Origin of the sequence: Actinomadura geliboluensis, from assembly GCF_005889745.1 — a bacterium.
Lineage (GTDB): Bacteria > Actinomycetota > Actinomycetes > Streptosporangiales > Streptosporangiaceae > Spirillospora > Spirillospora geliboluensis.
Window position 1 is genome coordinate 1 of record NZ_VCKZ01000037.1, and the last position, 22,592, is coordinate 22,592.

The 22,592-nt window shown below is 71.2% G+C and carries 16 protein-coding genes; 12 read left to right on the forward strand and 4 right to left on the reverse strand.

The window, feature by feature from the left end; all coding sequences use genetic code 11:
* From ETD96_RS08140 to ETD96_RS08150, 3 genes are all read right to left on the reverse strand, one after another.
* Positions 1-1,035: serine/threonine-protein kinase (locus ETD96_RS08140; protein ID WP_205719162.1), on the reverse strand; the 1,035-nt coding region annotated here is incomplete at its 3' end.
* Between the two features lie 236 nt (positions 1,036-1,271).
* Complete coding sequence (locus ETD96_RS08145) at positions 1,272-3,272, reverse strand: right-handed parallel beta-helix repeat-containing protein (RefSeq protein WP_171068917.1); 2,001 nt, start codon at positions 3,270-3,272, stop codon at positions 1,272-1,274.
* A gap of 194 nt (positions 3,273-3,466) precedes the next feature.
* On the reverse strand, positions 3,467-3,832 hold the full coding sequence (locus ETD96_RS08150; RefSeq protein WP_420884739.1) for a DUF5713 family protein: 366 nt from the start codon (positions 3,830-3,832) through the stop codon (positions 3,467-3,469).
* A 653-nt stretch (positions 3,833-4,485) separates the two neighbouring features.
* Between ETD96_RS08150 and ETD96_RS08155 the strand changes: the two genes are divergently transcribed.
* Both ETD96_RS08155 and ETD96_RS08160 read left to right on the forward strand, forming a co-directional pair.
* On the forward strand, positions 4,486-5,139 hold the full coding sequence (locus ETD96_RS08155) for an LmbU family transcriptional regulator (RefSeq protein ID WP_240807373.1): 654 nt from the start codon (positions 4,486-4,488) through the stop codon (positions 5,137-5,139).
* A 236-nt stretch (positions 5,140-5,375) separates the two neighbouring features.
* Positions 5,376-5,606, forward strand: coding sequence for a DUF5988 family protein (locus ETD96_RS08160; protein ID WP_138635677.1), 231 nt, complete (start codon positions 5,376-5,378; stop codon positions 5,604-5,606).
* A 94-nt stretch (positions 5,607-5,700) separates the two neighbouring features.
* On the opposite strand, the gene ETD96_RS08165 is transcribed toward ETD96_RS08160, so the two are convergent.
* On the reverse strand, positions 5,701-5,985 hold the full coding sequence (locus ETD96_RS08165) for a hypothetical protein (protein WP_138635678.1): 285 nt from the start codon (positions 5,983-5,985) through the stop codon (positions 5,701-5,703).
* A gap of 712 nt (positions 5,986-6,697) precedes the next feature.
* Here ETD96_RS08165 and ETD96_RS08170 point away from each other — a divergent pair.
* The 10 genes from ETD96_RS08170 to ETD96_RS08215 all read left to right on the forward strand — a co-directional run bounded on the left by ETD96_RS08170 (position 6,698) and on the right by ETD96_RS08215 (position 22,588).
* Positions 6,698-7,870 (forward strand): sensor histidine kinase, encoded by a 1,173-nt coding sequence (locus tag ETD96_RS08170; protein ID WP_138635679.1) that lies wholly within the window; start codon positions 6,698-6,700, stop codon positions 7,868-7,870.
* Positions 7,863-9,008: a hypothetical protein gene (locus ETD96_RS08175; RefSeq protein ID WP_138635680.1), complete on the forward strand. Its 1,146-nt coding sequence runs from the start codon at positions 7,863-7,865 to the stop codon at positions 9,006-9,008. Before ETD96_RS08170 ends, ETD96_RS08175 begins: the two co-directional genes overlap by 8 nt.
* Positions 8,993-9,646 carry a response regulator gene (locus ETD96_RS08180; RefSeq protein ID WP_138635681.1) on the forward strand — a complete coding sequence of 218 codons (654 nt, stop codon included), beginning with the start codon at positions 8,993-8,995 and terminating at the stop codon, positions 9,644-9,646. The genes ETD96_RS08175 and ETD96_RS08180 overlap by 16 nt, the downstream gene beginning before the upstream one ends.
* Before the next feature lie 401 nt (positions 9,647-10,047).
* Entirely contained in the window at positions 10,048-10,263 is a 216-nt protein-coding gene (locus tag ETD96_RS08185) for an MbtH family protein (RefSeq protein WP_138635682.1), read from the forward strand.
* 33 nt (positions 10,264-10,296) lie between these two features.
* Positions 10,297-10,950 (forward strand): FMN-binding negative transcriptional regulator, encoded by a 654-nt coding sequence (locus ETD96_RS08190; RefSeq protein ID WP_138635683.1) that lies wholly within the window; start codon positions 10,297-10,299, stop codon positions 10,948-10,950.
* A complete protein-coding gene (locus tag ETD96_RS08195; protein ID WP_205719163.1) occupies positions 10,947-11,672 on the forward strand; it encodes an LmbU family transcriptional regulator in 726 nt (241 codons plus the stop codon). The genes ETD96_RS08190 and ETD96_RS08195 overlap by 4 nt, the downstream gene beginning before the upstream one ends.
* A 25-nt stretch (positions 11,673-11,697) precedes the next feature.
* Positions 11,698-13,263, forward strand: a complete 1,566-nt coding sequence (locus ETD96_RS08200; RefSeq protein WP_138635684.1) for an amino acid adenylation domain-containing protein — start codon at positions 11,698-11,700, stop codon at positions 13,261-13,263.
* A complete protein-coding gene (locus ETD96_RS08205; RefSeq protein ID WP_138635685.1) occupies positions 13,263-13,490 on the forward strand; it encodes an acyl carrier protein in 228 nt (75 codons plus the stop codon). Before ETD96_RS08200 ends, ETD96_RS08205 begins: the two co-directional genes overlap by 1 nt.
* Positions 13,491-13,593: 103 nt before the next feature.
* A complete protein-coding gene (locus ETD96_RS08210; protein ID WP_138635686.1) occupies positions 13,594-14,781 on the forward strand; it encodes an NAD(P)/FAD-dependent oxidoreductase in 1,188 nt (395 codons plus the stop codon).
* A 43-nt stretch (positions 14,782-14,824) separates the two neighbouring features.
* Complete coding sequence (locus tag ETD96_RS08215; RefSeq protein WP_138635687.1) at positions 14,825-22,588, forward strand: non-ribosomal peptide synthetase; 7,764 nt, start codon at positions 14,825-14,827, stop codon at positions 22,586-22,588.
* Positions 22,589-22,592 lie beyond the last annotated feature (4 nt).

Below are 22,592 nucleotides of genomic sequence, written 5' to 3' on the forward strand. Positions count from 1 at the left end.
CTTGGAGCCTCCGCGGGTCACCGCCCAGCCCGCCGCCCCCGCGCCGATGCCGGCCACGGCGACAGTGGCGGCCAGTCCCAGGATCCGGCGCCGTCCTACCTTGCCTGCCTCCGTGTCATCGACCCGCGGTGTCGGTGGGGGCGCCGTGACCGGCTCCGACGCCACCCTGGTCGCCTCGGCCTCCCTGGCCGCCACCTCGCGGCGCAGCGCGGGTGAGTTCAACGCCCAGGGATCGGTGGGGGTCAGCGCGGCGAGCACGGACTCCACCGTGGGACGCCCGGCCGGCTCCTTGGCCAGGCAGGCGGCGAGCAAGTCCCGCAGTGACGCGGGGACGCCGTCGAGGCACGGCTCTTCGTACATGACCTCGTAGAGCACCGTGGCCGGGTCCCGCTCGCCGAAGGGTTTGGCGCCCGTGGCCGCGTAGACCAGTACACCCGCCAGCGAGAACACGTCCGCCGCGGGCCCGGCGTCCTTGCCTTCGGCGATCTGCTCGGGAGCCATGTAGGCCAGCGTGCCGATCACGGCGCCGGTGCCGGTGAGCTGCGTCGCGTCCGCGACCTTGGCGATCCCGAAGTCGATGATCTTCGGGCCGTCCTCGGCCAGCAGGATGTTGCCGGGCTTGAGGTCGCGGTGCACCAGGCCGGCCCCGTGGATCGCCTGCAGCGCTTCCGCCAGTCCTGCACCCAGCGTCCGGACGGCGGTCTCCGGCAGCGTCCCGACGCTCCCGACGGCCTCGCCCAGCGTGGGCGCGGGGACGTAGCCGGCGGCGAACCAGGGCTGCGGCGCGTCGGCGTCAGAGTCCAGCACCGGGGCCGTGTAGAGCCCGCTCACCTTGCTCGCCGCGGCGATCTCGCGGCGAAACCGCTCCCGGAAGGCCGAGCCTTCGGCGAACTCCCGCCGGATGAGCTTGAGCGCGGCCAGCCGGGCGCCCGGCGACCGGGCGAGATAGACGACCCCCATCCCGCCCGCACCGAGCCGGGCGAGGATCTGGTACTGGCCGACCCATGCGGGATCCCCCGGCTGCAGCGGCCGCACACCCACCTCCACTTCAAATGAACACGTATATCTATTCAAGCAGGGGACGCACACGACTCGGCGCGGCTCAACTCCAGCTCGCTCAACTCCGAAAGGGCGCAGCCCGCCCGGTTCGGTGAAGATCGTGAAGCCAGTCATGATCTTGCCCGGTGGGAAGAAGCACCGCGACGGCAGCCCACGCCCCATCGCCGCCGGGCGATGGCCCGGCGGCTCCTCGGGTCGGTCTCTTTGAGGTGTTACGGGAGTTGTAGCGGGAAGGCCGCCGCTCGGGCGTAGAGCTTGTAGAGCTTGAACGGCTCCGCGAAGGGCAGTCCGCAGGCGTTGTTGAGCATGCTCGTCGCGTTCTTGTTGGTCAGCGTCGTGCCGCGCGCCCCTGGATGGTCGATCTGGCCGCCCATGAACACCGCCATCTTGGCCAGCATGTGGTCCCGCTGCTCGGTGGTCATCTCCTGCCAGGAATGGCAGGTCATCGCGGCGAGCATCGCGTTGTCGAGTTCGCTGGTCTCGGGGTGCGGGTGGTCGCCGACCGGTGCCGTTCGGTACGCGGCCGGGGCGGTGGCCTTGGGCGTGGTGAACCAGGGGCATGGGCCGCCGGGCTTCAGGTTCGCCATACAGGTAAGCAGTTCGAGTTCGTTGCCCAGGTTGCCGAACCCGAAGCTGAGGAAGGGCGCCTTGCCGTTCAGGCAGTCCGGCAGGTTACGGGGCGAGGTGGTGACGGTGCCGTTGGAGTACCAGCAGTTGCCGGTATTGCCGGGGAAGGCGTCCCACCAGAAGTCCAGGCCGTTGCCCGTCATCTGGTTGCCGTGGAACTGGTTGCGGTGCGAGGTCGACAGCTTCAGCGGGTCGCAGCCCGTCATGGGCTGGTCGGCGCAGACGAACGCGTCCGGGACGGCGAAGAGCATGGCCCCGCGCCGCCAGTTGTCGCGGAACTTGTTGTTCCGGACGACGTTGTCGTCACCCCCGGCGATCCACATGCCGGTCCCCACCGGGACCGGCACCGTCGGCACCACGTCGCTGTCCGCCAGGTACGGATTGAAGTTGTTGGAGAAGAAGTCGTTGTTCTCGACGAGGTCGCCCTGCTGCGGGAAACCGGGATGCCCGGCGGCGGTGAACACGTCGGTGGTGAAGCCGAGGGCGTTGTCGTAGAAGTTGTTGTGGTGCACCCAGGTGGCGCTGCCGTCGGTGCCGGAGTAGCCGCTGGTGTTGTGGTGCGAGTCGCAGTAGCGGATCTCCTGGCTGTAGCGCGCGGTCGGGTAGACGCGCTCGTCGCGACCGGCCCCGGTCTTCGCACCCGACCCGGGATACAGGCCGGAGTCGCCGTTGCCGGCCGCCTCGCAGTTCTGGATCACGCCGTGGTCCTCGACGAAGGTGAGCACGCCGTACTCGCCCGCGTAGAAGGTCTTGAAGCTGTCCAGCAGGTACCCGTTGCTCTCCAGCACGTAGATGTCGTGCTCGTTGGCGTGCCGGACGGTCATGTTCCGCAGCACGAAGCCGTCGGCGCGGTCGGCGCGGATGCCCACGTCCTTCACTGAGTTGCGTGGGCCGCTGTTGCCGGACGACGGGTCACCGGCGTCCACGACCACGTCGTCGGCGCTCACGCCCGAACCTTCGAGCTGGAGGTTGCAGCGGACGCACGCGCCCTGGTTGGGGATGCCGTGCCGGTCGACGAGCGGCGGGTCCGGGTCCTGGCCGGCGCCTGGGGCCCGGCCGAGCACGGCGATCAGGTTGGCGTCGTTCTGGCAGGTGTACTCGCCGAGGTAGGAGTACGCGCCCGTGCTGAGCTTGTACTGGTCGCACGCGGGATCGTGGGTCGGCTTCTGGCGCGCCGTGGGCTCGGTGTAGACGCCCGGCAGCACCACGACCCGGTCGTTGTTCCGCGAATCGGTCACCGCGGGCTGGATCTCGCTGTACCGGCACCGGTCGAACAACGCCTGGTTGATCCGCTTCAGCTCTCGCGCCTGGGTTGTGCTGAGCGTCCGGTGGTCGTGCGGGCGGACGTTGTAGCCCGACTTCAGCGCTCGTTTGATCGAGGCGTCCAGCAGTTCCAGCGAATCAGGCCGGCACACCACACGGGTCGTGCTCCCCTGGGCGGTCTCGACCGCCGACGCCAGGCTTCGCGGTGTCGGCACCGTCCCGCCCGCGCACGGGCTGACGGAGCAGTCGGGACCGGAAGACGGCCAGTACGACGGCCGCTCGATGTGCGCCTGCGCCGCCTGCAGCAGGCTGAGAACCAGCACGGCGGCGGCCGCAAGGGGCAGCCATAACCTCCGGAGAATCCGCGGGGCCATTCGGTACTCCCTCGCTCAGCGCTTCGCTTCAGTCCCAAACGCTTGCTCGGTACTCATGGAACCACGATCACCGAATCCGAGGAAGTCTCACAACCAGACCTGGTCACGGTGAAAGACCGGGGCCCGGCGCGAGGGCGGTGGTCTCACCAGTCCCGGGTGGCGATCAGCTCCTCGATGTCGGCCCCGTCGAAGCCGTAGGCGGTGGCCACGAACCAGAACTCCTCGCCGATCACATCGCGGGCGACCGTCTCGATCTCGCTGCCGGCCTCGTCGAACTCCGCCTGCAGGGCGTTGAACTCCTCGGTCGCGGCGTGCGTCAGCGAGTAGAGCGCCGCCAGATCGGCGGGCCGGTCGGTCTCGATCCGCCCGCAGAGACGCAGCAAGATCGCTTTGCCCTTGTCCACGAGGTGATCGGGGAAGTACCCGTCGTCGTACATCCCGGTAAGGAACTCGTGGTCGAGCACCTTCTGGTTCGTCACCAGCGCCATGATCGCCCTCTCGCCTGACATGTCGGTCTCCGGCACATACTTCACTGCGCCACTGACAACGCCGCTCCATGGTCCGGCGGGCAATGTGGAATTGCTCTCCGTACCTACCGTACGCGCTGGTAGCTTCGCTGATCGAAGATATGTAGGACCATTAACCTTTTTGCTGGAGATGATTATGACCCCCGCACGGCGGACGTGACAGTGGACGCGCCTCGGGTGAGAATCGTGCTAACTGAGATGAAGGCCATGGCCGACGGGGACGGTGCGGGGGCCGGTTCGACGAGTGCCTCGGCGAACCTGTCGTGGCGATGGCGGCACGGTGAGTCCCAGTGGAAGGTGTGCCCAGAGTGTCTGCGGTCTATCGGCTCCCGAGACCAGCTGCCGGATCCGTTACCTGGAACGATGCACTGATCGCACAGGGTGACGGTTCGGCTCCCCGGCGATGCGGGGATCGCCCGGCGGTCGTGTTCCGTCCCACCGCGGACGATGGAATGAGTGTTCGGGGGATGAGGGCGGCTTGAAGGCCGCCGCGTGAGCCGTGCCGGGTCTCCCACTCGTCGCACGGTTCATCGGCCGACGTTCACCGAATGCATGGCGCCGCTTTGCGAGCGGTTGCTGCTCTGTGCGGATCTTCCCGGTCATTATTCATGCCCAGCCCGTCCGAAAGGAGAGACATGGTGAACCGGGCCGGCGATACCGATCAGATGAGGACCGTCCTCCGCCGGAGGAGGGCGCAGTCGGCGCGACGTGGTGCCGTTTCCGCCGAGCAGCGTCGCGGCGAGGTGCTCACGACGGCGGTGGGCCTGCAGATACCGGCCGAGCTGGCCTTCGAGGACTGGGAGCACGCCGGCCGCCAGCTCTCCGGAATCGTGAACTCGTCGGCCTGGTGGCTCGGCGACTGGCTCGTATACGGCAAGGAGCACTACCACGACCGGTACGAGCACGGGATCCTCGCGGCGGGGCTGCAATATCAGACGTTACGCAATTACGCCTGGGTCGCACGGCGGTTCGAGTTCTGCCGCCGGCGCCCCGCGCTGAGCTTCCAGCATCACGCCGAGGTCGCGTCGCTGCCGGTCGAGGAGCAGGACAGGTGGCTCGACCGCGCCGAGAAGGCGAAATGGACCACCAAGCAGCTGCGGGAGGGCATCCGGCTCGCCCGCCCGGGCGAGAGCCGGGAGGGCGCGAGAGCCGAGGACACGCGGCGGCTTGCGGTGCCCGGCAGCCACCTGCGGCGCTGGCACATGGCTGCGGAGCAATCGGGCACGGACCTGCAGCAATGGGTGCTGACCACGCTGGACAGCGCGGCCGCGCGGGCACTGGAGGGATGAGGGCCCACTGAGATGGTCGCGCGGCCGAAGCGCGGGAGCCACCGTGCCCACCGGACCCGCCCCCTGTCCCGCCGGCAGGACACGGAAGCCCGCCCCGGAATACCGGAAATGACTTCCGCCGGGGGTGGTCCGGCCATTCTCTCCCTTCTTAGTATCTGGAGTGCCGGTCAGATGGCGGGATTCGGATGCGTGGTCCCGTCGTCCGATGATTCGGACGCAGAATGGAGGGAATTCGCGTGGACATCTCAGGAGAGCCCGGCAGTGGCGCGGAGTTCGTCGACGTCGAGCTCGTGGGCGGCCCGTCCGGCGCGCCCACCCGGGTGGCCGTGCCCGCGTCGGCGGTGGCCGACGGAAAGCTGAAGGTCCAGCGCAGCGGTGGATATGACCACTATGAGCGCGCGCAGTCGGGTGACCGCGGGCAGGTGCCCGTCTTCACCTGGTCCACCCGGACGAAGATCGCCGAATAGTCTTCCCCATCGATCGTTCCGCCGGCCTCCAGGCGGCGAGAGTCCCGTGCGCCGCCGACGGGCCCCGGAGGCCGGCGCGGACACCCGGACGGGGTCAGGCGACCCTCCTCGCCCTCGCCTTGAAACCGCCGAAGAAGCGCACGCGGACGCTGCCCTCCATGAAATCGCCGTCGAACGTCCCGGTGAACCTGAGCGCGCTCGGCACCGGCCGGAGAAGCCTGATCTTGAGGCTGAACCGGTCACCGTCAACGACGCCCTGGACGACCTTTCCCGCGAACGTTTCCGTGTCGTCGGCAAGGCGTCCGGCCACGGAATTGCCATCGCTTTCTAGATACAGCTTTACTTGCAGCTCCCTGACGAGCGGTGTGTCGATGGTCAACTGCCACGTCCCATCAATGCGCATAGTATCTCGGGTTTATCCGATCGGCTCGATCAAGGCAATCGGAGATCACATCGCTGCACTTTTCTTTGATGCACTGAAAAGCCCGACCAGCGGCTTCACCGCCATTGGGAGACCAATGGCCGCGCCTTCGCACTCCGCTGCGGCGAAAGAGCGCGCACCGATCTGCGGCCCGATGCCGTGGGCTGAGACTGGTGGGAATCGTTGGCTTCGCAACGGCCTCGCCCGGTGAGCCCTGGAGGGCGTCCCCAAGACCGAGCGGCCACCGTCCTCGGCCCGGCTCCCACCCCGCGCCACGGCCGGAGACGACCCCTGTGCGACGGGTCGGCGTTCGTGGCCGGGCCTTACAGAGTGAAGGGCGGCCGTAACATGCATGACACATCAATAATTTGTCATGAACGGACAATGACCACTACGGGTACGAGCCGTTAGTCGCCATGTCGACAGGACGTCAAAGCCGTCCGCAGGCCACTTTCGGTCACGTCGCCTCCTGGGCGCGGTGGTGGTTCATTCGCCGAGGTAGGGCCCCGCGAATGCGCCAGCGTAATTGCCCTGTGACCCTGAGAAGTGCCGTTCCTCATGATCATATTTGGTCCCGTCTTACGAGTGTGACGGGGACCGCGCAATACTGCTCCACATGCCCGAGACGACATTACCTTTCGGAAGCGAGGGCGCTGACCGTACCAATCATGTGACACGGGGTGACGGGCCGGTCCGTTCCGGACCCGGCCCTTCCGAATACGCGCTGGCTTACGCGGTCCGCGGATTCGCGGTCGCGCTCCGCTGCGGCGCGGTCGCGGTGGTGGTCGTCGCGGCGCTGGTCGACGACGCCGACGACGGGGTGTCCCGGCTCTGGCAGCCCGTGGTGCTCGGCGGCCTCGTCCTGTGGGCCGTGTTCTTCGCCGTGGCGGCGACCCGGTACGGCCTGGGGCTCCCTCTCCTGATCGGTGACTCCGCCGTGGTGGCGCTGGTCATGCTGCTCCAGCCGTGGGTCGTCCCCGTCTCGTCGGTCATCGACGAGACCACGTGGGCCATCATGCTGGCGGGGACGGCGGTCTTCGTGGCGTTGCTGTCGGCCGGCCAGGTGACCGGGATGCTGCTGGGAGCCGCGGTCATCGCCGCCTACGTGGTCGGCGTCCCGGCGGAGACCAGCCAGGTCCGCACCCTGATCGTCCAGGTCACGGCGCTGAGCGTGATCATGTGGCTGCTGCGCCGCGGCGGCCGGCGGGCCGACGTGATCGTGGCGGTGCGCGACCGGGAGCGGCGCCGGGCGATGCTGGCGGCCGCCCGCCGGTCCGATGAGCGCCTTCACCGGTTCCAGGTGCACGACTCGGTGCTGTCGACGCTCAGCATGGTCGCCTCGGGCGCCGTGCCGACGGATTCGCCCGCCCTGCGCCGGGACGCCCGCAGGGCGCTGGAGGTCATGGAGAAATTCTCCGGCGGCTGGGTCGACGCCCCCGCGGAGCCGGTCGACCTGGTGGAGCACCTGCTGGACCTGACCGCCCACCTGTCCGTGCCGGTCGCCGTCGATCTCGTCGCCGTGCCCGGCGGCGCCGGGTTGGAGGTCCCCGCGCCGGTCGCGGCGGCGATCACCGGCGGAGTGGGGGAGGCGTTGCGCAACGTCGACCGCCACGCCGGGGTCTCCCGGGCGCGCGTGCGGGCCGAACGCCACGACGGCGACGGCTCGGTGACGGTCACCGTCTCCGACGAGGGCCGGGGATTCGCGCCGGGCGACGTCCAGGACGGCCGGCTGGGCATCAGGCACTCGATCGTCGAGCGCATGACCACGGTCGGCGGCCGGGCCACGGTGACCTCCCGGCCCGGCGCCGGGACCGAGATCACGCTGCGGTGGCCACATGGCTGAGGCTTCCACGCGGGAGTCGTTCGCCGTGCCGTTCAACCGGGCGTTCGACGTGGCCCTGGTGGTCACGGTGGCGCTCTGGCAGGTCGGCGGAGCGGGCACGGCCCTGCTCACCTACATGGACTACTACCGCTCGTTCCGGCTGGCCGCCGCGCTCTGGGCGGCGCAGTGCCTGCTCGTCGCGGCGGCGTCGGTCCTCCTGCTCCGCAGGACGGGCCGCCGCGGCTGGACGGTGGTCCTCGCCGTGGCGGACCTGGCGACGGGGGTGGCGATGGCGGCCAACTGCCCGCCGGGCGAGCAGCTGAAGATCAACTGGGCGTGGGCGACGGTCGGGCTGATCGGCGTGCTGCTGCTCATGCACCGCCCGGTACGGGAGCTCATCGCGCTGCTGGCCGCGAACGCGGGCGCCGTCCTCGCCGGGCTGGTGTCCACGGGCGACCTGAACCGGCACGTGATCGCGGGGTTCGTCGTCCTGCTGTACGCGTCGGCCAGCATCCAGCTCACGATGGTCGGCGGCGCGCGCGTGTTCCGGTTCAGCGGCGGGGTGGCGGCCGCGGCGGCGGCCGACCGGTGGGAGATGGCCACCCGGGAGATGATCATCGCGGAGGTCTCGGCGGCGCGGCGGGACCGCTACCGGGAGGCGGGCCGGCTCGTCACGCCCGTCCTGCGCGGGCTGGCCGACGGCAGCGCCGATCCGTCCGATCCGTCGCTGCGGCACCGCTGCGCCACCGCCGAGGCCATGCTCCGGCAGCTGCTGGCCGAGCACGAGGACATTCCGGATCCGCTGCTGCGGCTCCTCCAGCCGGGCGTGGACGAGGCGCTGCGCCGCGGTGTGGTGGTCGACCTGACCCTGGTCGGGGAGTCGCCGCCGCTGGACCAGGGGACCGCCGCGGCGCTCGCCGAGGTGCCGCTCACCGTGCTGGCGAGGACGCGGGCGCACACGCGGATCACCGTCGTCTCGACGGCCGCCGACCAGGTGAGCGTCTCGGTCCTCACCGACGACCCGGGCGCCGGCGACCTCACCCGCGACGCGGCCGCCGGGGACGCGGCCGCCGGGGACGCGGGGACCGCCGGCGTCGACCTCACGATCGATCATGACGGGGACCAGCTGTGGGTGGAGGCTCGATGGGCCAGACCGTGACCATCGCGGTCATCGACGACCAGGACGTCGTGCTGACGGGGATCAGGACGTGGGTCGCGGAGGACGCGGGGCGGCGCGTCGAGATCGTCCATGTCGGGCCCGACCTGGCCGACGTGGACACCGGCCCGGCCGCGGCGGCCGACGTCCTGGTGGTCGACCTGCGCATCGACGGGGAGCTCGTCTTCGACCGCATCGCCGAGCTCGCGGCCGCGGGCCGCAAGATCGTGGTGTTCTCCCAGCACACCGAGCCGGACGTCATCCACCACGCCGAGCTGGCCGGTGCCCGCGCCTACATCACCAAGGACTCCAACGAGGGCCGGGCCCACCTCATCGAGGCGATACTGACGGTGGCCGCCGGCGGGAGGTACACCACCCCGTCCCAGGCCGGGGCCATGCTCGCCGCGAACGAGAGCCTCAACGGCACGCCCCGGTTCTCCGAGCAGGAGCTGCGGACGATGCGCCTGTGGCTCGGCGGCCTCACCCGCGCGGGCGTCGCCCGCCAGATGGGCATCAGCGAGCACACGGTCAAGCAGTACTTGGAACGCGCCCGGGAGAAGTACTCCCGGCTGGGACGGGAGGCGACGACCCGCGTCGACCTCTACCGCGAGGCGCGCCGCGACGGAATCGTCATCGACTGAGGCCGTCCGGCGCCGCCGCGCGGCCGCCGCCGCGCGAACGTGAATTCGGCCGGAAGAATGGCTGAATTCGCATTCGAGGGAGCATGTCCTGATGCTGCTGGTCCGGTCATGCTTACACAGAACATCGGTGAGGTAAAGGGTCGGTAGACGGCCGTCCGCCGGCCATCCGCCGCCCGCTTGCCCGCCCCTTGTGGCATTCGAGGGCGAGTCGTACGGTGGCGACAGCTTTACCGGGCCGGCGCGGCCGCCGGGTGTCCTGTCGACGGGACACCGCCGAAATGGCAAGCCCATAACGGCCCGGCTGAATTCCCATCCCCAGTCACCGCTCGACGTTTATGGATGCCGCCTGCCCGGGCGGTCTTCCGATTCCGCATCGCGTCGCAACGCCAAGGACGGTCGCCATGAGCACGAACCCCTTCGACGACGAGGCCGGCCGCTTCTTCGTCGTGGTCAACGACGAGGACCAGCACTCCCTGTGGCCGGCGTTCGCCGCCGTCCCCGCGGGCTGGCGGGAGGTCTTCGGTGAGGCGTCCAGAGCCGAGTGCCTGGAGTACGTCGAGAAGCACTGGACCGACATGCGCCCGCGGAGCCTCCGGGAGGCCATGGCCGCGGACTGACGCGGACCGGATGCTGCGGAGGAGTGGATCGCGATGTTCGTGCCCGCCATGTACCGGGAGCCCGACGTCCGGTGGATCGTCGAGTTGATGCGGCGGAACCCGCTGGCCCTGCTGATGACCAACGGCGACGACGCCGAGGGCCCCTACGCCACGCACCTGCCGGTCATCCCGGACCGGCTGCCCGCCGACGGGTCCGCGGACCTTGCCGGGGCGACGCTGCTCGGCCACATGAACCGGGCCAACCCCCAGTGGAAGGCGCTGCGTTCCGGCACGCCCGGGGTGCTGAGCTTCGCGGGCCCGCACGCGTACGTCTCGCCGACGCTGTACCCGGTCACTCCGTCCGCGCCGACCTGGAACTACACGGCCGCGCAGCTGCGCGGCGTGATCGACACGATCGACTCCGACGAGGAGACGCTGTCCGTGGTGCGCTCCACCGTCCGGGTCCTGGAGGGCGACTTCGGACGCGACTGGGACATGACCGGGTCGATCGGCCATTTCCGCCGGATCCTGCCCGGGGTGGGCGCGTTCCGGTTCACCGTCACCCGGGCCGAGGCGATCTTCAAGCTCAGCCAGGAGCAGAGCGCCGAGACGCGGGACCGGGTGTGCCGCCACTTCGCCCGGGAGGGGGCCGGGCGGCAGCGGGAGGTCGCGGAGTACATGAACAGGCTGACCGAAGGGGAGCTGTGAGTACGACGAACGGTTACAAGGCCGCGCCGGCGGCGATCGGCGGGGAGGCCGCGCAGCGCGACGTGGTCCTGCCCTTCGTGGGGAAGCAGGCGACGGCGCGCAAGTCGGGGATGGTCTTCGCGCAGAACCTGCCGGAGCGGTCCTGGGAGCAGATCGGCACCAACCTGCGCGAGCTGGCGAACTCCTCGGCCTGGTGGCTCGCCGACTGGCTGATCTTCGGGGAGTCGGCGTACGGATGGCGCCGCTACCGGGAGGCGATCGACCGGACGGGCCTCGACTACCAGACCCTGCGCAACTACGCGTGGGTGGCGCGGCGGTTCGAGCACCACCGCAGGCGGGACGGCCTCAGTTTCGCCCACCACGCCGAGGTGACGCGCCTTTCGCCGCCCGAGCAGGACTACTGGCTGCGCAAGGCCGAGGAGCAGAAGTGGTCGCGCAACGAGCTGCGCAGGGCGGTCCGCGAGAGCCTCGCCGAGCAGAGCCCCGGCCTCCGCGGGGACGGCGAGGAGCGCGGCGGCCGCCGGAAGGAGCTCCCTGCGGACGGCGGGGACGAGCGGCGCAGGGCCGAGGTGCGCCTGGCCGAGAAGCAGAAGGTCACGCTCACCATCGAGCTGTCCGACCACCAGCTCGACTGCTACTCGAAGGTGGCGGCTGCGCACGGCCTCTCCGTCGACCAGTGGGCGACGCGGGTACTCGACGCCGCCGACCGGCGCACGGCCTGACCGCCCGTCACATCGGAGCCAGCTGATGATCCTTCAGGGAAAGCAGGTCCCGCTGCCCCCGGCGCCCGTGCCCCACCACCGGTTCGAGGCGCACGCGGAGACGGCCCCCGATGCCGTCGCGGTCGTCTGCGGCGAGCGGCGGGTGACGTACGCGGAGCTGGACGCGCGGGCCAACCGGTTCGCCCATCTCCTCGCGGCGCGCGGACACGGGCGGGGCGCGAAGGTCGGCATCTGCCTCGACTACTCGGTGGACATGCTCGTCGCCGTCCTCGGCACGCTCAAGGCGGGCGCGGCCTACGTGCCGCTCGACCCGTCCTACCCGGCGGAGAGGCTCCGGCTGCTGCTGGGGCAGATCCCCGATCTCGTCCTGATCGTGGCGTCCCCGGCGACGGCCGGGATGGTCGAGTCGGCGGCCGTCGAGGTCATCGACCTCGGACGCCCGCCCGGCGGCCTGGCGGACCTCCCGGAGACCCGCCCCGGCGTCTCCGTCACCGGGGACGACGTGTGCTACGCGGTCTTCACGTCCGGGTCGACCGGTACGCCGAAGCTGACCGCGGTGCGGCACGAGGGCTGGTTCAACCTGATGAACTGGCTGATGATCGAGTACGGCCTGCACCGCGGGTCGCACAACCTGGTCGTCAGCGCGTTCGGCTTCGACCTGTCCCAGCGCAGCCTGATGACGCCGTTGTTCTGCGGCGCCACGCAGCACCTGATGACGAGCAGGAACTTCGACGCCCTGCTGGCGTACCGCATGCTGAACGAGCACGACGTCCGCGTGGTGCACTGCGCGTCCAGCACGCTGTACCTGCTGGTGGACTGGGAGACCGCCCGCGGCGGGAACGCGCTCGCCGGGCTGGACTACGTGCTGTTCGGCGGGGAACCGCTGAAGGTCGAACGGATCTGGGAGTGGGCGCGGCGCGAGGACAACGCGTGCACGCTCCTGCACCAGTACGGCGTCGCCGAGTGCACGGACGTCGCGACGTCGTTCGACCTGGCCGGTTACCGGCCCGGCGAACACGACATCGCGCCGGTCGGCAGGCCGGCCCACAACACCGGCATCCATCTTCTCGACGAGCGGATGAACGGCGTCGGGCCGGGGGAGTACGGGGAGGTCTTCATCTCCGGAGCCGGCGTCGGCGCGGGCTACCTCAACGGCGGCGGCCCCGAGCCGGCGCGGTTCACCACGGTCATGGTCGAGGGCGAGCCGCGCAGGATGTACCGCACGGGCGACCGCGGTTACGTGAACGCCGAGGGGGACCTCGTCGTCGCCGGCCGGATGGACGCGCAGGTGAAGGTGCGGGGCATGCGCATCGATCCCGCCGACATCGAGCGCGCGCTCGCCAGGCTGCCCGGCGTCCGGGAGGCCGCCGTGGTCACCGCCCCCACGGACGCCGGTGAGGTCGAGCTGGTCGCGTTCCTCGTGCCCGAGGGCGGCGATCTCGCCGCGGACGACGTCCGCGCCCGGCTGCTCGAAACGCTGCCGCGGAACATGGTCCCGGCGCGGTGCCTCAACATTCCCCGGCTCCCGTTGAGCCCGCACGGAAAGGTCGACCGCAAAGAACTCGCCGACTCGTGCAGGACGGGACTGTGATGATCTCCGAAAAGGTGCGCGCCATCTGGTGCCGCGAACTCCGACGCGACGACGTGGCGGACGACGACGATTTCTTCGCCCTGGGCGGCCAGTCCGTGATCATGGCCCGAATCCAGGCCGCCTTCGTCGCGGAACTGGGCGTCGAGGTACCGGTCGACCAGATGTTCCTCAACCCGACCGTGGCCTCTGTTTCCGCGTACATCGAATCCCTGGATCCGGCGACCTGACAGCGGCGACCCTGGTCCCGGTCCGTGTCCCGCCGGCGAGACACATTCCTTTCGCCGGGCCTGCTGACCGTTCCCCCGATGCCCACTTCTCAGGAGAGGCGCCATGTACGACGTGATTGTCATCGGTGCCCGTTGCGCGGGTTCGCCGGCGGCCATGTTGTTCGCCCGGCAGGGGTACCGCGTCCTGCTCCTGGAGAAGGCGCGGTTCCCCCAGGACACGCTGTCCTCGCATTACATCCACCAGCCGGGCGTGGCACTCCTCGCCAGGTGGGACCTGCTCGGCGAGCTCCGCCGCGCGGGCTGCCGGCCGATCGACCACGAGAGCTACGACGGGCCCGGCGTCCGGCTGGACGGCTTCTCCCTGCCGGTCGACGGCCACCGGACGACGTACGCGCCCCGCCGGTTCGTGCTCGACCCGATCCTGGCCGGCGGCGCCGTCGCGGCCGGGGCGGAGTTCCAGGAGTCCTGCGCGGTCACCGACCTGCTGCACGAGGGCGGCCGGGTCGCCGGCGTCCGGTACACGACGCCCGGCGGCGCCGAGGCGACCGAGCGGGCGCGGCTGGTCGTCGGCGCGGACGGCATGCGGTCGCTGGTGGCGCGCAAGACCCGCGCGCCGAACGTCATCGAGCACCCGCGGATGACCTGCGTCTACTACAGCTACTGGTCCGGGGTCCCCGCGCACATGGAGCTGTACGAGCGGCCCGGGCGCTGGGTCGTCGCCATCCCCACCAACGACGACCTCACGCTGATCATGACCTATTTCCCGCAGGACGAGTTCGCCAAGGTCCGTACCGCGGTGGAGCCGTCCTACCTCGGAGCCCTCCGCACGACGGCGCCCGAGCTGTACGACCGGATGTCGGCCGGCGCGCGCGTGGAGCAGATGTACGGCACGGGCCATCAGGAGAACTTCTTCCGCAAGGCACACGGGCCCGGATGGGTGCTGCTCGGGGACGCGCTGCACCACAAGGACTCCATCACCGCCCGCGGGATCACCGACGCGTTCCTCCAGGCCCAGTCGCTCACGGACCACATCGGGCAGGGCCTGCACGACGACGCCGCGCTCGACGCGGCGCTGAACCGCTTCGAGAACGACCTGAACGACGACTTCCTCGACCTCTACCAGGGCGTGCTCAACGTGGCCGAGCTCAAGCCCGAAGGGCGGACCGAGATGTTGCGGAAACTGGTCGGCCACCAGGAGCTGATCGACCGGTACTTCTCCACGGTGTCGGGCGCTTGCTCGTTCGACGACTTCTACAACGCCGAACTCTTGACGGTGCTCGACCAGAGCTGAGCGGCGGATCGGTTCCCGCCGGTCCCGCCGAATTGGAGACAGAATGATCCCGTTGTCGTTCGCGCAGCGCCGGCTGTGGTTCGTGGACCGGTTCGACGGGCCGTCGGCGACCTACAACGGCGCGTTCGCCCTGCGGCTGACCGGTGAGCTGGACACCGGCGCGCTGGAGGCGGCGCTCCGCGACGTCGTCGAAAGGCACGAGGTCCTCCGCACGGTGATCGTCGAGGACGGCGAGGGCGTCCCCCACCAGCGGGTGCTGCCGTCCGGCGAGCGGCCGTTCGACCTGCCGGTGGCCGAGGTCGCGACGGAGGAGGAGCGGGCGGCCGCGCTCCATGCCGAGGCCACCGCGACCTTCGACCTGGCCGCCGACGTGCCGATCCGCGCCAGGCTGGTCCGCAGCGGTCCGCTCGACCACACCCTGGTGCTGGTGATGCATCACATCGCCGTGGACGGCGAGTCGTTCGGCCCGCTGTTCCGCGATCTCCTCACGGCGTACGCGGCCCGCAGGGAGGGCGGGGCCCCGCGGTGGGAGCCGCTCCCGGTGCAATACGCGGACTACACGCTGTGGCAGCGGGACGTGCTCGGCGACGAGACCGACCCGGCCAGCCTGGGGGCCAGGCAGCTGGCGTACTGGCGGCAGGCCCTCGCCGACCTGCCGCAGCCGCTCGCCCTCCCCACCGACCGGCCGCGCGGGAAGGCGATGGGCCACGCCGGCGACATGGTCCGGTTCTCGATCGACCCCGGCCTGCTCTCGTCCGTGGAGAAGCTCGCCGCGCGGGCCGACGCGACGATCTCGATGGTCATGCACTCCGCGCTGGCGGTCCTCCTCCACCACCTCGGCTGCGGCGACGACGTGCCGATCGGCGCGCCGATCGCGGGACGCACCGCCGACGAGCTGCGCGACCTCGTCGGGTTCTTCGTCAACACCTGGGTGCTGCGCGCCGACCTCTCCGGCGAACCGACGTTCCTCGAACTGGTCCGGCGGGTGCGGGACCGGTCCCTGGCCGCGTACGACAACCAGGAGATGCCGTTCGAGCGCCTGGTGGAGCTGCTGAACCCCGACCGGTCCACCGCCTACAGCCCGTTCTTCCAGGTCATGCTCGCCTGGCAGCCGCCCGTGCCGCCGATGGAGTTCCCCGGCCTCGACGTCCGGGACGAGAGGCTGGAGACCGGCACGGCCAAGTTCGACCTGTTCTTCGACATGCTCCCGGACGGCGCGGGCGGGGCGACCTGCCGCCTGGAGTACCGCACCGACCTGTTCGAACGGGACACGGCCGAGGACATCGCGGCCCGGTTCGTCCGGGTGCTGGGCCGGGTCGCGGCCGACCCGGAGCACCGCGTCGGCGGCGTCGACGTGCTCACCGACGCCGAGCGGGACCGGTTGCTCCGCCGGTTCAACGACACCGCCGCGCCGGTGCCCGAGGCCACGGTCCCGGAGCTGTTCGAGGGCCAGGCCGCGAGGACGCCGGACGCCCCGGCGATCGCCTGCGACGGCCGGACGCTGACCTACCGGGAGCTCGACGCCCGGGCGAACGCCGTCGCGTGGGAGCTGATCCGGCGCGGCGCCGGGCCGGAGGACCTCGTGGTGCTGGCGCTGCCGCGCACCGAGGACCTGGTGGCCGGCCTTCTCGGCATCCTCAAGTCCGGCGCCGGATACCTGCCGATGGACCCGCAGTACCTCGGCGGACGCGCGGCGAGCGTGCTGTCCGAGGCGCGCCCGCGCTTCGCGGTCACCGACACCGCGACGTGGCGGGACCTACCGCCGGCGGACGTCTCCGCCGTGAACCTCGACCACCGCGCGGCATGGGACACGCCCGAGGGCCCGCCGGACGACGCGGACCGGATCTCGCCGCTGCGCCCGGACAACCTGGCGTACGTCATGTACACGTCCGGGTCCACGGGGACGCCGAAGGGCGCGGCGATCACCCACCGCAACGTCGCCAACGGGGTGCGGGAGCTGGTGCGCGTCCTCGACGCGCCGCCCGGCTGGCGGATGCTGTCCGGCACGTCGGTGAACTTCGACGTCTCGGTCTTCGAGCTGCTGACCACCCTGTCCACCGGTGGCACGGCCGAGGTGGTGCCGAACATGCTCGCGCTCGCGGAGCGGGGCGGCTGGGACGGTGACGTGATCAGCGCCGTCCCCACCGTGCTCGGGGAGCTGACGGGGCACCTGGAGAAGACGAGCGGCGTGCGGACGGTCGTGCTGGCCGGCGACATCCTCCCGGCCCGGCTGGTGCGGCAGGTGCGGGAGGCCCTGCCGGGCGTGCAGGTCGTGAACTCCTACGGGCAGAGCGAGAGCTTCTACGCCACCGCGTTCTCCCTCGCGGCGTCCGAGGAGTGGGCGGAGGACGACGTCGCGCCGATCGGTACTCCGCTGGGCAACATGCGCGCCTACGTGCTGGGACCGGGGCTCGCCCCGGTGCCGCAGGGCGTGGTCGGCGAGCTGTACGTGGCCGGGACGTGCCTCGGCCGCGGCTACCGCGACCGGCCGGGCATGACGGCCGAACGGTTCGTCGCGGACCCGTTCGGCCCGGCGGGCGAGCGGATGTACCGCACGGGCGACCTCGCCCGGTGGAACGCGCGCGGCTGGCTCGAGTGCGTCGGCAGGGTCGACGGCCAGGTGAAGGTCCGCGGCTTCCGCATCGAGACCGCCGAGGTCGAGGCGGTGTGCGCGCGCTACCCCGGGATCAGCGAGGCGGTGGTGATCAGCCGGGAGGCGCCCGGGGGCGGGCGGCGGCTCGTCGCCTACGTCGTGCACACCGGCGCGGGGGCCGTCGGCGACGACGGCGCCGGCGGCATCGGCGACGTGGAGGCGATGGCGGGCGCGTCGGCCGCCGAGCTGCGCAGGTTCGTCGCGGCGCGGCTGCCCGACTACATGGTCCCGTCGGCCTTCGTGACCCTCGGCCGGATGCCGCTCGGGCCGACCGGCAAGCTGGACCGGTCGGCCCTGCCCGAGCCGGAGTTCGCGGGCGAGACCTACCGGGCGCCGCGCACCGAGGCCGAGACGGTCATCACCGCCGCCTACGCGGACGTGCTCGGGGTGGACCGGGTCGGCATCGACGACGACTTCTTCGCCGTGGGCGGCGACAGCCTGCGGTCGATCCAGGTGGTCGCGCGGGCCCGGGCCCGCGGCCTGGAGGTCACCACCCGGGAGATCTTCGAGTGCCGGACGGCGGCGCGGCTGGCCGAGGCGGTCTCCGCGCGCCGGGACCGGACGCCCGTCCTCGCCGAGGACGCGAGCGGCGGCGTCGGGCCGATGGGGCTGCAGCCGGTGGCGCGGCACGTGTTCCAGCACGGCGGCGGGATGGACCGGTTCGCCATGGCGATGGCGCTGGAACTGCCCGCGGGCATCGACGCGGACGGGCTGGCCGCGACGCTGGACGCCGTCCTCGACCGGCACGACCTCCTGCGGGCCCGGCTGGTGCGCGGCGACGAGCCGTCCCTCGACGTGCGTCCGGCGGGGACCGTGCGCGCGGCCGGCCTGATCCGCCGCGTGCCCTGCGACGGCCGGTGGGACGACCCGTCCACGCTGGAGACCGCGAAGGCCGAGCTGGACGCCGCGACCGGGAGCCTCGACCCGGAGGCCGGGACCATGGCGCGCTTCGTCTGGTTCGCCCCGGAGCGGGGGCCGGGCAGGCTGCTCGCCGTCCTGCACCACCTGGTGGTGGACGGCGTCTCCTGGCGCATCCTCATGTCCGACCTCGCCGAGGCGTGGCGGCGGGTCCGCGACGGCCGGACGCCCGACCTGCCCGCGGTCGGGACGTCCGCCCGCCGCTGGGCCGCGGCGCTGGAGGCCGAGGCGCTCTCCCCGGAGCGGGAGGCGGAGCTGGAGTTCTGGCGGGACATGCTCGAAGCCGCGAACCCGCCGCTCGGCGAGCGCCCGTTCGACCCGGCGGTGGACGTCGTGTCCACGCTCGACAGCGTCCGGGTGGAACTGCCCGCCGACGTCACCGACGCGGTGCTGACCGGGCTTCCCGCGGCCTACCGGGGCACCGGCACCGACGTGCTGCTCGCCGCGCTCGCCCTCGCCGTGAACCGGTGGAGCGGCGCCGACCGCTCGACCCTGGTCCGGCTGGAGGGGCACGGCCGCGAGGAGGACGTCGTCCCCGGGGCCGACCTCGCCCGCACGGTCGGCTGGTTCACCTGCATGTACCCGGCGCGGGTCGACGTGCGCGGCGTGGACGTGTCCGAGGTGCTCGCCGACGGCGCCGCGGCCGGGACGGCGGTCAAGCTGGTGAAGGAGCAGCTGCGCGCGATCCCCGACAAGGGCGTCGGGTACGGGCTGCTGCGCTACCTGAACCCGGAGACCGCCCCGCAGCTCGCCGACCACCCGGCGCCGCAGATCGGGTTCAACTACCTCGGCCGCGTCTCCGACTCCGACGTGCCCGAGCACCTGCGCGCGGACGGGTGGGGGCCGGCGCGCTGGTCCGCCGAGCTCGTCCCGGTGCCCGACCCGGACCTGCCCGCGCTGTCCGCCCTGGAGGTGGGCGCCGTCGCCACCGACGGCCCCGAAGGCGCCCGGCTGCAGGCCGTCTTCACGTTCCCCACCGGGCTGCTGTCCCGGGAGCGCACCGCCGAACTCGCCGAACTGTGGGTCGAGGTGCTGACGGGCATGGCCGCGTACGCCGCGCGGCCGGAGATCGGCGGGCTCACGCCGTCCGACGCCGCGCTGGTTCCGGTGCGCCAGGACGAGATCGACGCCTGGGAGGCGCACTACGGCCGGCTGACCCACATCTGGCCGCAGGCACCGGGACAGGCGGGGATCCAGTTCCAGGCCGCGGTCGCCGACGGGTCGTTCGACGTCTACCACATGCAGTTCGTCCTGCACCTGACCGGGCAGGTCGACCCCGAACGCATGCGGGACGCCGGGCGGCGCCTGCTCGACCGCTACCCGAACCTGCGCTCCGCGTTCCTGGCCGGAGCCGACGGCGGCCCGGTCCAGGTCGTACCGGAGCACGTCGACATGCCCTGGCGCCACGTCGACCTGACGGGCCGCGGCGAAGCCGAACAGGACGCGGCCCTCGACCGGTACCTCGCGGAGGACCGCGCCGACCCGCTCGACCCCCTGCGGCCGCCGCTGATGCGCCTCGGCCTGATCACCTACACGCCGCAGCGGGCGAAGCTGATCGTCACGGCCCACCACACGCTGTTCGACGGGTGGTCGTCGTCGCTGGTGCTCACGGACCTGATCCGGCTGTACTCCGGCACGTACGAGCTCCACCCGGTCCGCAGCTACGGCGACTACCTGGCGTGGCTCGCCACGCGGGACCGGGAGGCGTCGGCCGCCCGGTGGGCCGCCGAACTCGCCGGCTTCGAACAGCCGACCCTCGTGGCGCCGAGCGCCCCCGTCCAGGAGACGGCGTCCGCCCTCGGGCGGATCGAGGTACCGCTATCGGTCGACAAGGGCCGCGCACTCGCCCACCGCGCCGCGGAACTCGGGGTCACCCTCAACACGCTCCTGCAAGGCGCATGGGGGATTCTGCTCGCGAAGCTCACCGGGCAGCAGGACGTGGTCTTCGGCGCCGCCGTCAACGGCCGCCCGCCGGAGCTCCCCGGCTCGGAGGAGATGGTCGGGCTCTTCATCAACACCCTGCCGACCAGGGTGCTCTGCGGGCCGGACGACAGCGTCGGCGACGTCATCACCGCGCTGCAGGACCGGCAGACCGCCCTGCTCGACCACCACTACTACGGGCTTGCCGACATCCAGCGCGGCGCCGGGCTCCCCGCGCTCTTCGACACGATCGTCGTCTTCGAGAACTACCCGGTCGACCGCGAGGGCGTCGTCGACGCCAACATCGCGGCCGGGTTCACGATCGACGGCATCCGGCCGTTCGCGGGCTCGCACTACCCGCTCACCCTCAACTCCTCCGACCCCTACCTGCGGCTCTCCCTCGACTACCAGAACAACCTCTACGACCGCGCCGGCGCCGAGGTGATCGCCGCGCGGCTCGTCCGGGTGCTGGACCAGGTGCTCACGGACCCGGGCACGCGTCTCGCGGACGTCGACGTGCTCGGCGAGGGCGAGCGCCGGTGGCTGCTGCACGAGGTGAACGACACCGCCGAGCCGGCGCTGGAGCCGGGATTGGTGGGGTCGGTGGCGCGGTGGGCGTCGATCTCTCCGGACGAGCCCGCCGTGATTGGCGAGGCGGGGTCACTGTCGTTTAGAGAGCTGGACGTACGGGCGAATCGGTTGGCGCATTGGCTGATCGATCGTGGTGTGGGTCCGGAGTCGCTGGTGGCGGTGTGCCTGCCGCGGTCGGTGGACCTTGTGGTGGCGCTGCTGGCGGTGCTCAAGGCCGGTGGAGCCTATGTGCCGATCGACCCGGAGCATCCGCGTTCGCGGATCGACTACATCCTCGAAGACGCCGACCCGGTTCTGGTGCTGGATGCCCAGACCTGGGCCGCTGCCGACTGTTCGAGGTTCCCGAAGTCGGCGCCCGATGTCGCCGCCGCGCCGGACAACACGGCGTATGTGATCTACACGTCTGGGTCGACGGGCAATCCGAAGGGCGTGGTGGTCTCGCGGGGCGCGCTGGAGAACTTCCTGGCCACGATGGGGCGGCGGGTCCCGTTGTCGTCTGAGGACCGGCTGCTGGCGGTCACGACGGTCTCGTTCGACATCGCGGCACTGGAGCTGTATCTGCCGTTGGTGTCGGGCGCGGCCGTGGTGTTGGCGGGAGAGAAGGACACCATCGGCGATCCATCCGCCGTGGTGGCACTTGCCAAGCGGCATGAGGTCACGGTGGTGCAGGCGACGCCGGCGTTCTGGCAGATGGTGCTGATGCAGGAGCCGGACGCCGCGAAGGGTCTGCGTGTCCTGGTTGGGGGCGAGGCCCTGCCCGCGCCCTTGGCCGACGCTTTGGCCGACCAGGCGGCCGAAGTGCTGAACGTCTACGGCCCGACGGAGACGACGATCTGGTCGACGATGGCGGAAGTCGAGGCTGGGTCGGGTGTGGCGATCGGTTCGCCGATCGGCAACACCCAGGTGTACGTCCTGGACTCCGGGCTGCGGCCGGTCCCGCGTGGTGTGCCGGGGGAGTTGTACATCGCTGGCGATGGGCTGGCCAGGGGGTACTTCGGTCGTTCGGCGCTGACGTCCGGACGGTTCGTGGCGTGCCCGTTCGGCCCTGCCGGTGCGCGGATGTACCGCACCGGTGACCTCGTCCGATACGGCGGCGACGGTCGGCTGGAGTACATCGGGCGTACCGACTTCCAGGTGAAGGTCCGCGGGTTCCGCATCGAGCTGGGCGAGATCGAACACGTACTGGCTCAGCACCCCGACGTGGCCCAGGCCGCCGTCGTGACACGCGAGGACGGGCGAGGCGACAAACGGCTGGTCGCGTACGTGGTGCCGAAGGGCGGTATCGACCCCGGGGCGCTGGACGTCGAGGCCGTGACGGGCCTCCTCAGGGAGCGCGTGCCGGACTACATGATCCCTTCGGCGATCGTGCCCATGGCCGGGTTCCCGACGACGCCGAACGGCAAGCTCGACCGCGCCGCGCTCCCCACCCCGGACCGCGCCCAGGTCACGACCGGACGAGAACCCCGCGACGAGCGCGAGGAGGTCCTCTGCCGGCTGTTCGCCGAACTCCTCGAGATGGAGAGGATCGGCATCGACGCCGACTTCTTCGCGCTCGGCGGCCACTCGCTGCTGGCCACTCGGCTGATCGGCCGCATCCGCAACGAACTCAACCTCGACGTGAAGGTCGCGACGGTGTTCCGCAATCCGACCGTCGCCCAGCTCGCGGCCCGCCTCGCGGAGCTGAAGACGTCGAACCGCCCCCAGCTGCGCAAGATGACCGTGTAGGAGC

Bases quoted from the DNA above. Each gene is read 5' to 3' on its own strand.
- ETD96_RS08150 (WP_420884739.1), bottom strand. From the start codon at position 3,832: ATGTCAGGCGAGAGGGCGATCATGGCGCTGGTGACGAACCAGAAGGTG.
- ETD96_RS08155 (WP_240807373.1), top strand. From the start codon at position 4,486: ATGGTGAACCGGGCCGGCGATACCGATCAGATGAGGACCGTCCTCCGC.
- ETD96_RS08175 (WP_138635680.1), top strand. From the start codon at position 7,863: ATGGCTGAGGCTTCCACGCGGGAGTCGTTCGCCGTGCCGTTCAACCGG.
- ETD96_RS08180 (WP_138635681.1), top strand. From the start codon at position 8,993: ATGGGCCAGACCGTGACCATCGCGGTCATCGACGACCAGGACGTCGTG.
- ETD96_RS08185 (WP_138635682.1), top strand. From the start codon at position 10,048: ATGAGCACGAACCCCTTCGACGACGAGGCCGGCCGCTTCTTCGTCGTG.
- ETD96_RS08190 (WP_138635683.1), top strand. From the start codon at position 10,297: ATGTTCGTGCCCGCCATGTACCGGGAGCCCGACGTCCGGTGGATCGTC.
- ETD96_RS08200 (WP_138635684.1), top strand. From the start codon at position 11,698: ATGATCCTTCAGGGAAAGCAGGTCCCGCTGCCCCCGGCGCCCGTGCCC.
- ETD96_RS08205 (WP_138635685.1), top strand. From the start codon at position 13,263: ATGATCTCCGAAAAGGTGCGCGCCATCTGGTGCCGCGAACTCCGACGC.
- ETD96_RS08210 (WP_138635686.1), top strand. From the start codon at position 13,594: ATGTACGACGTGATTGTCATCGGTGCCCGTTGCGCGGGTTCGCCGGCG.
- ETD96_RS08215 (WP_138635687.1), top strand. From the start codon at position 14,825: ATGATCCCGTTGTCGTTCGCGCAGCGCCGGCTGTGGTTCGTGGACCGG.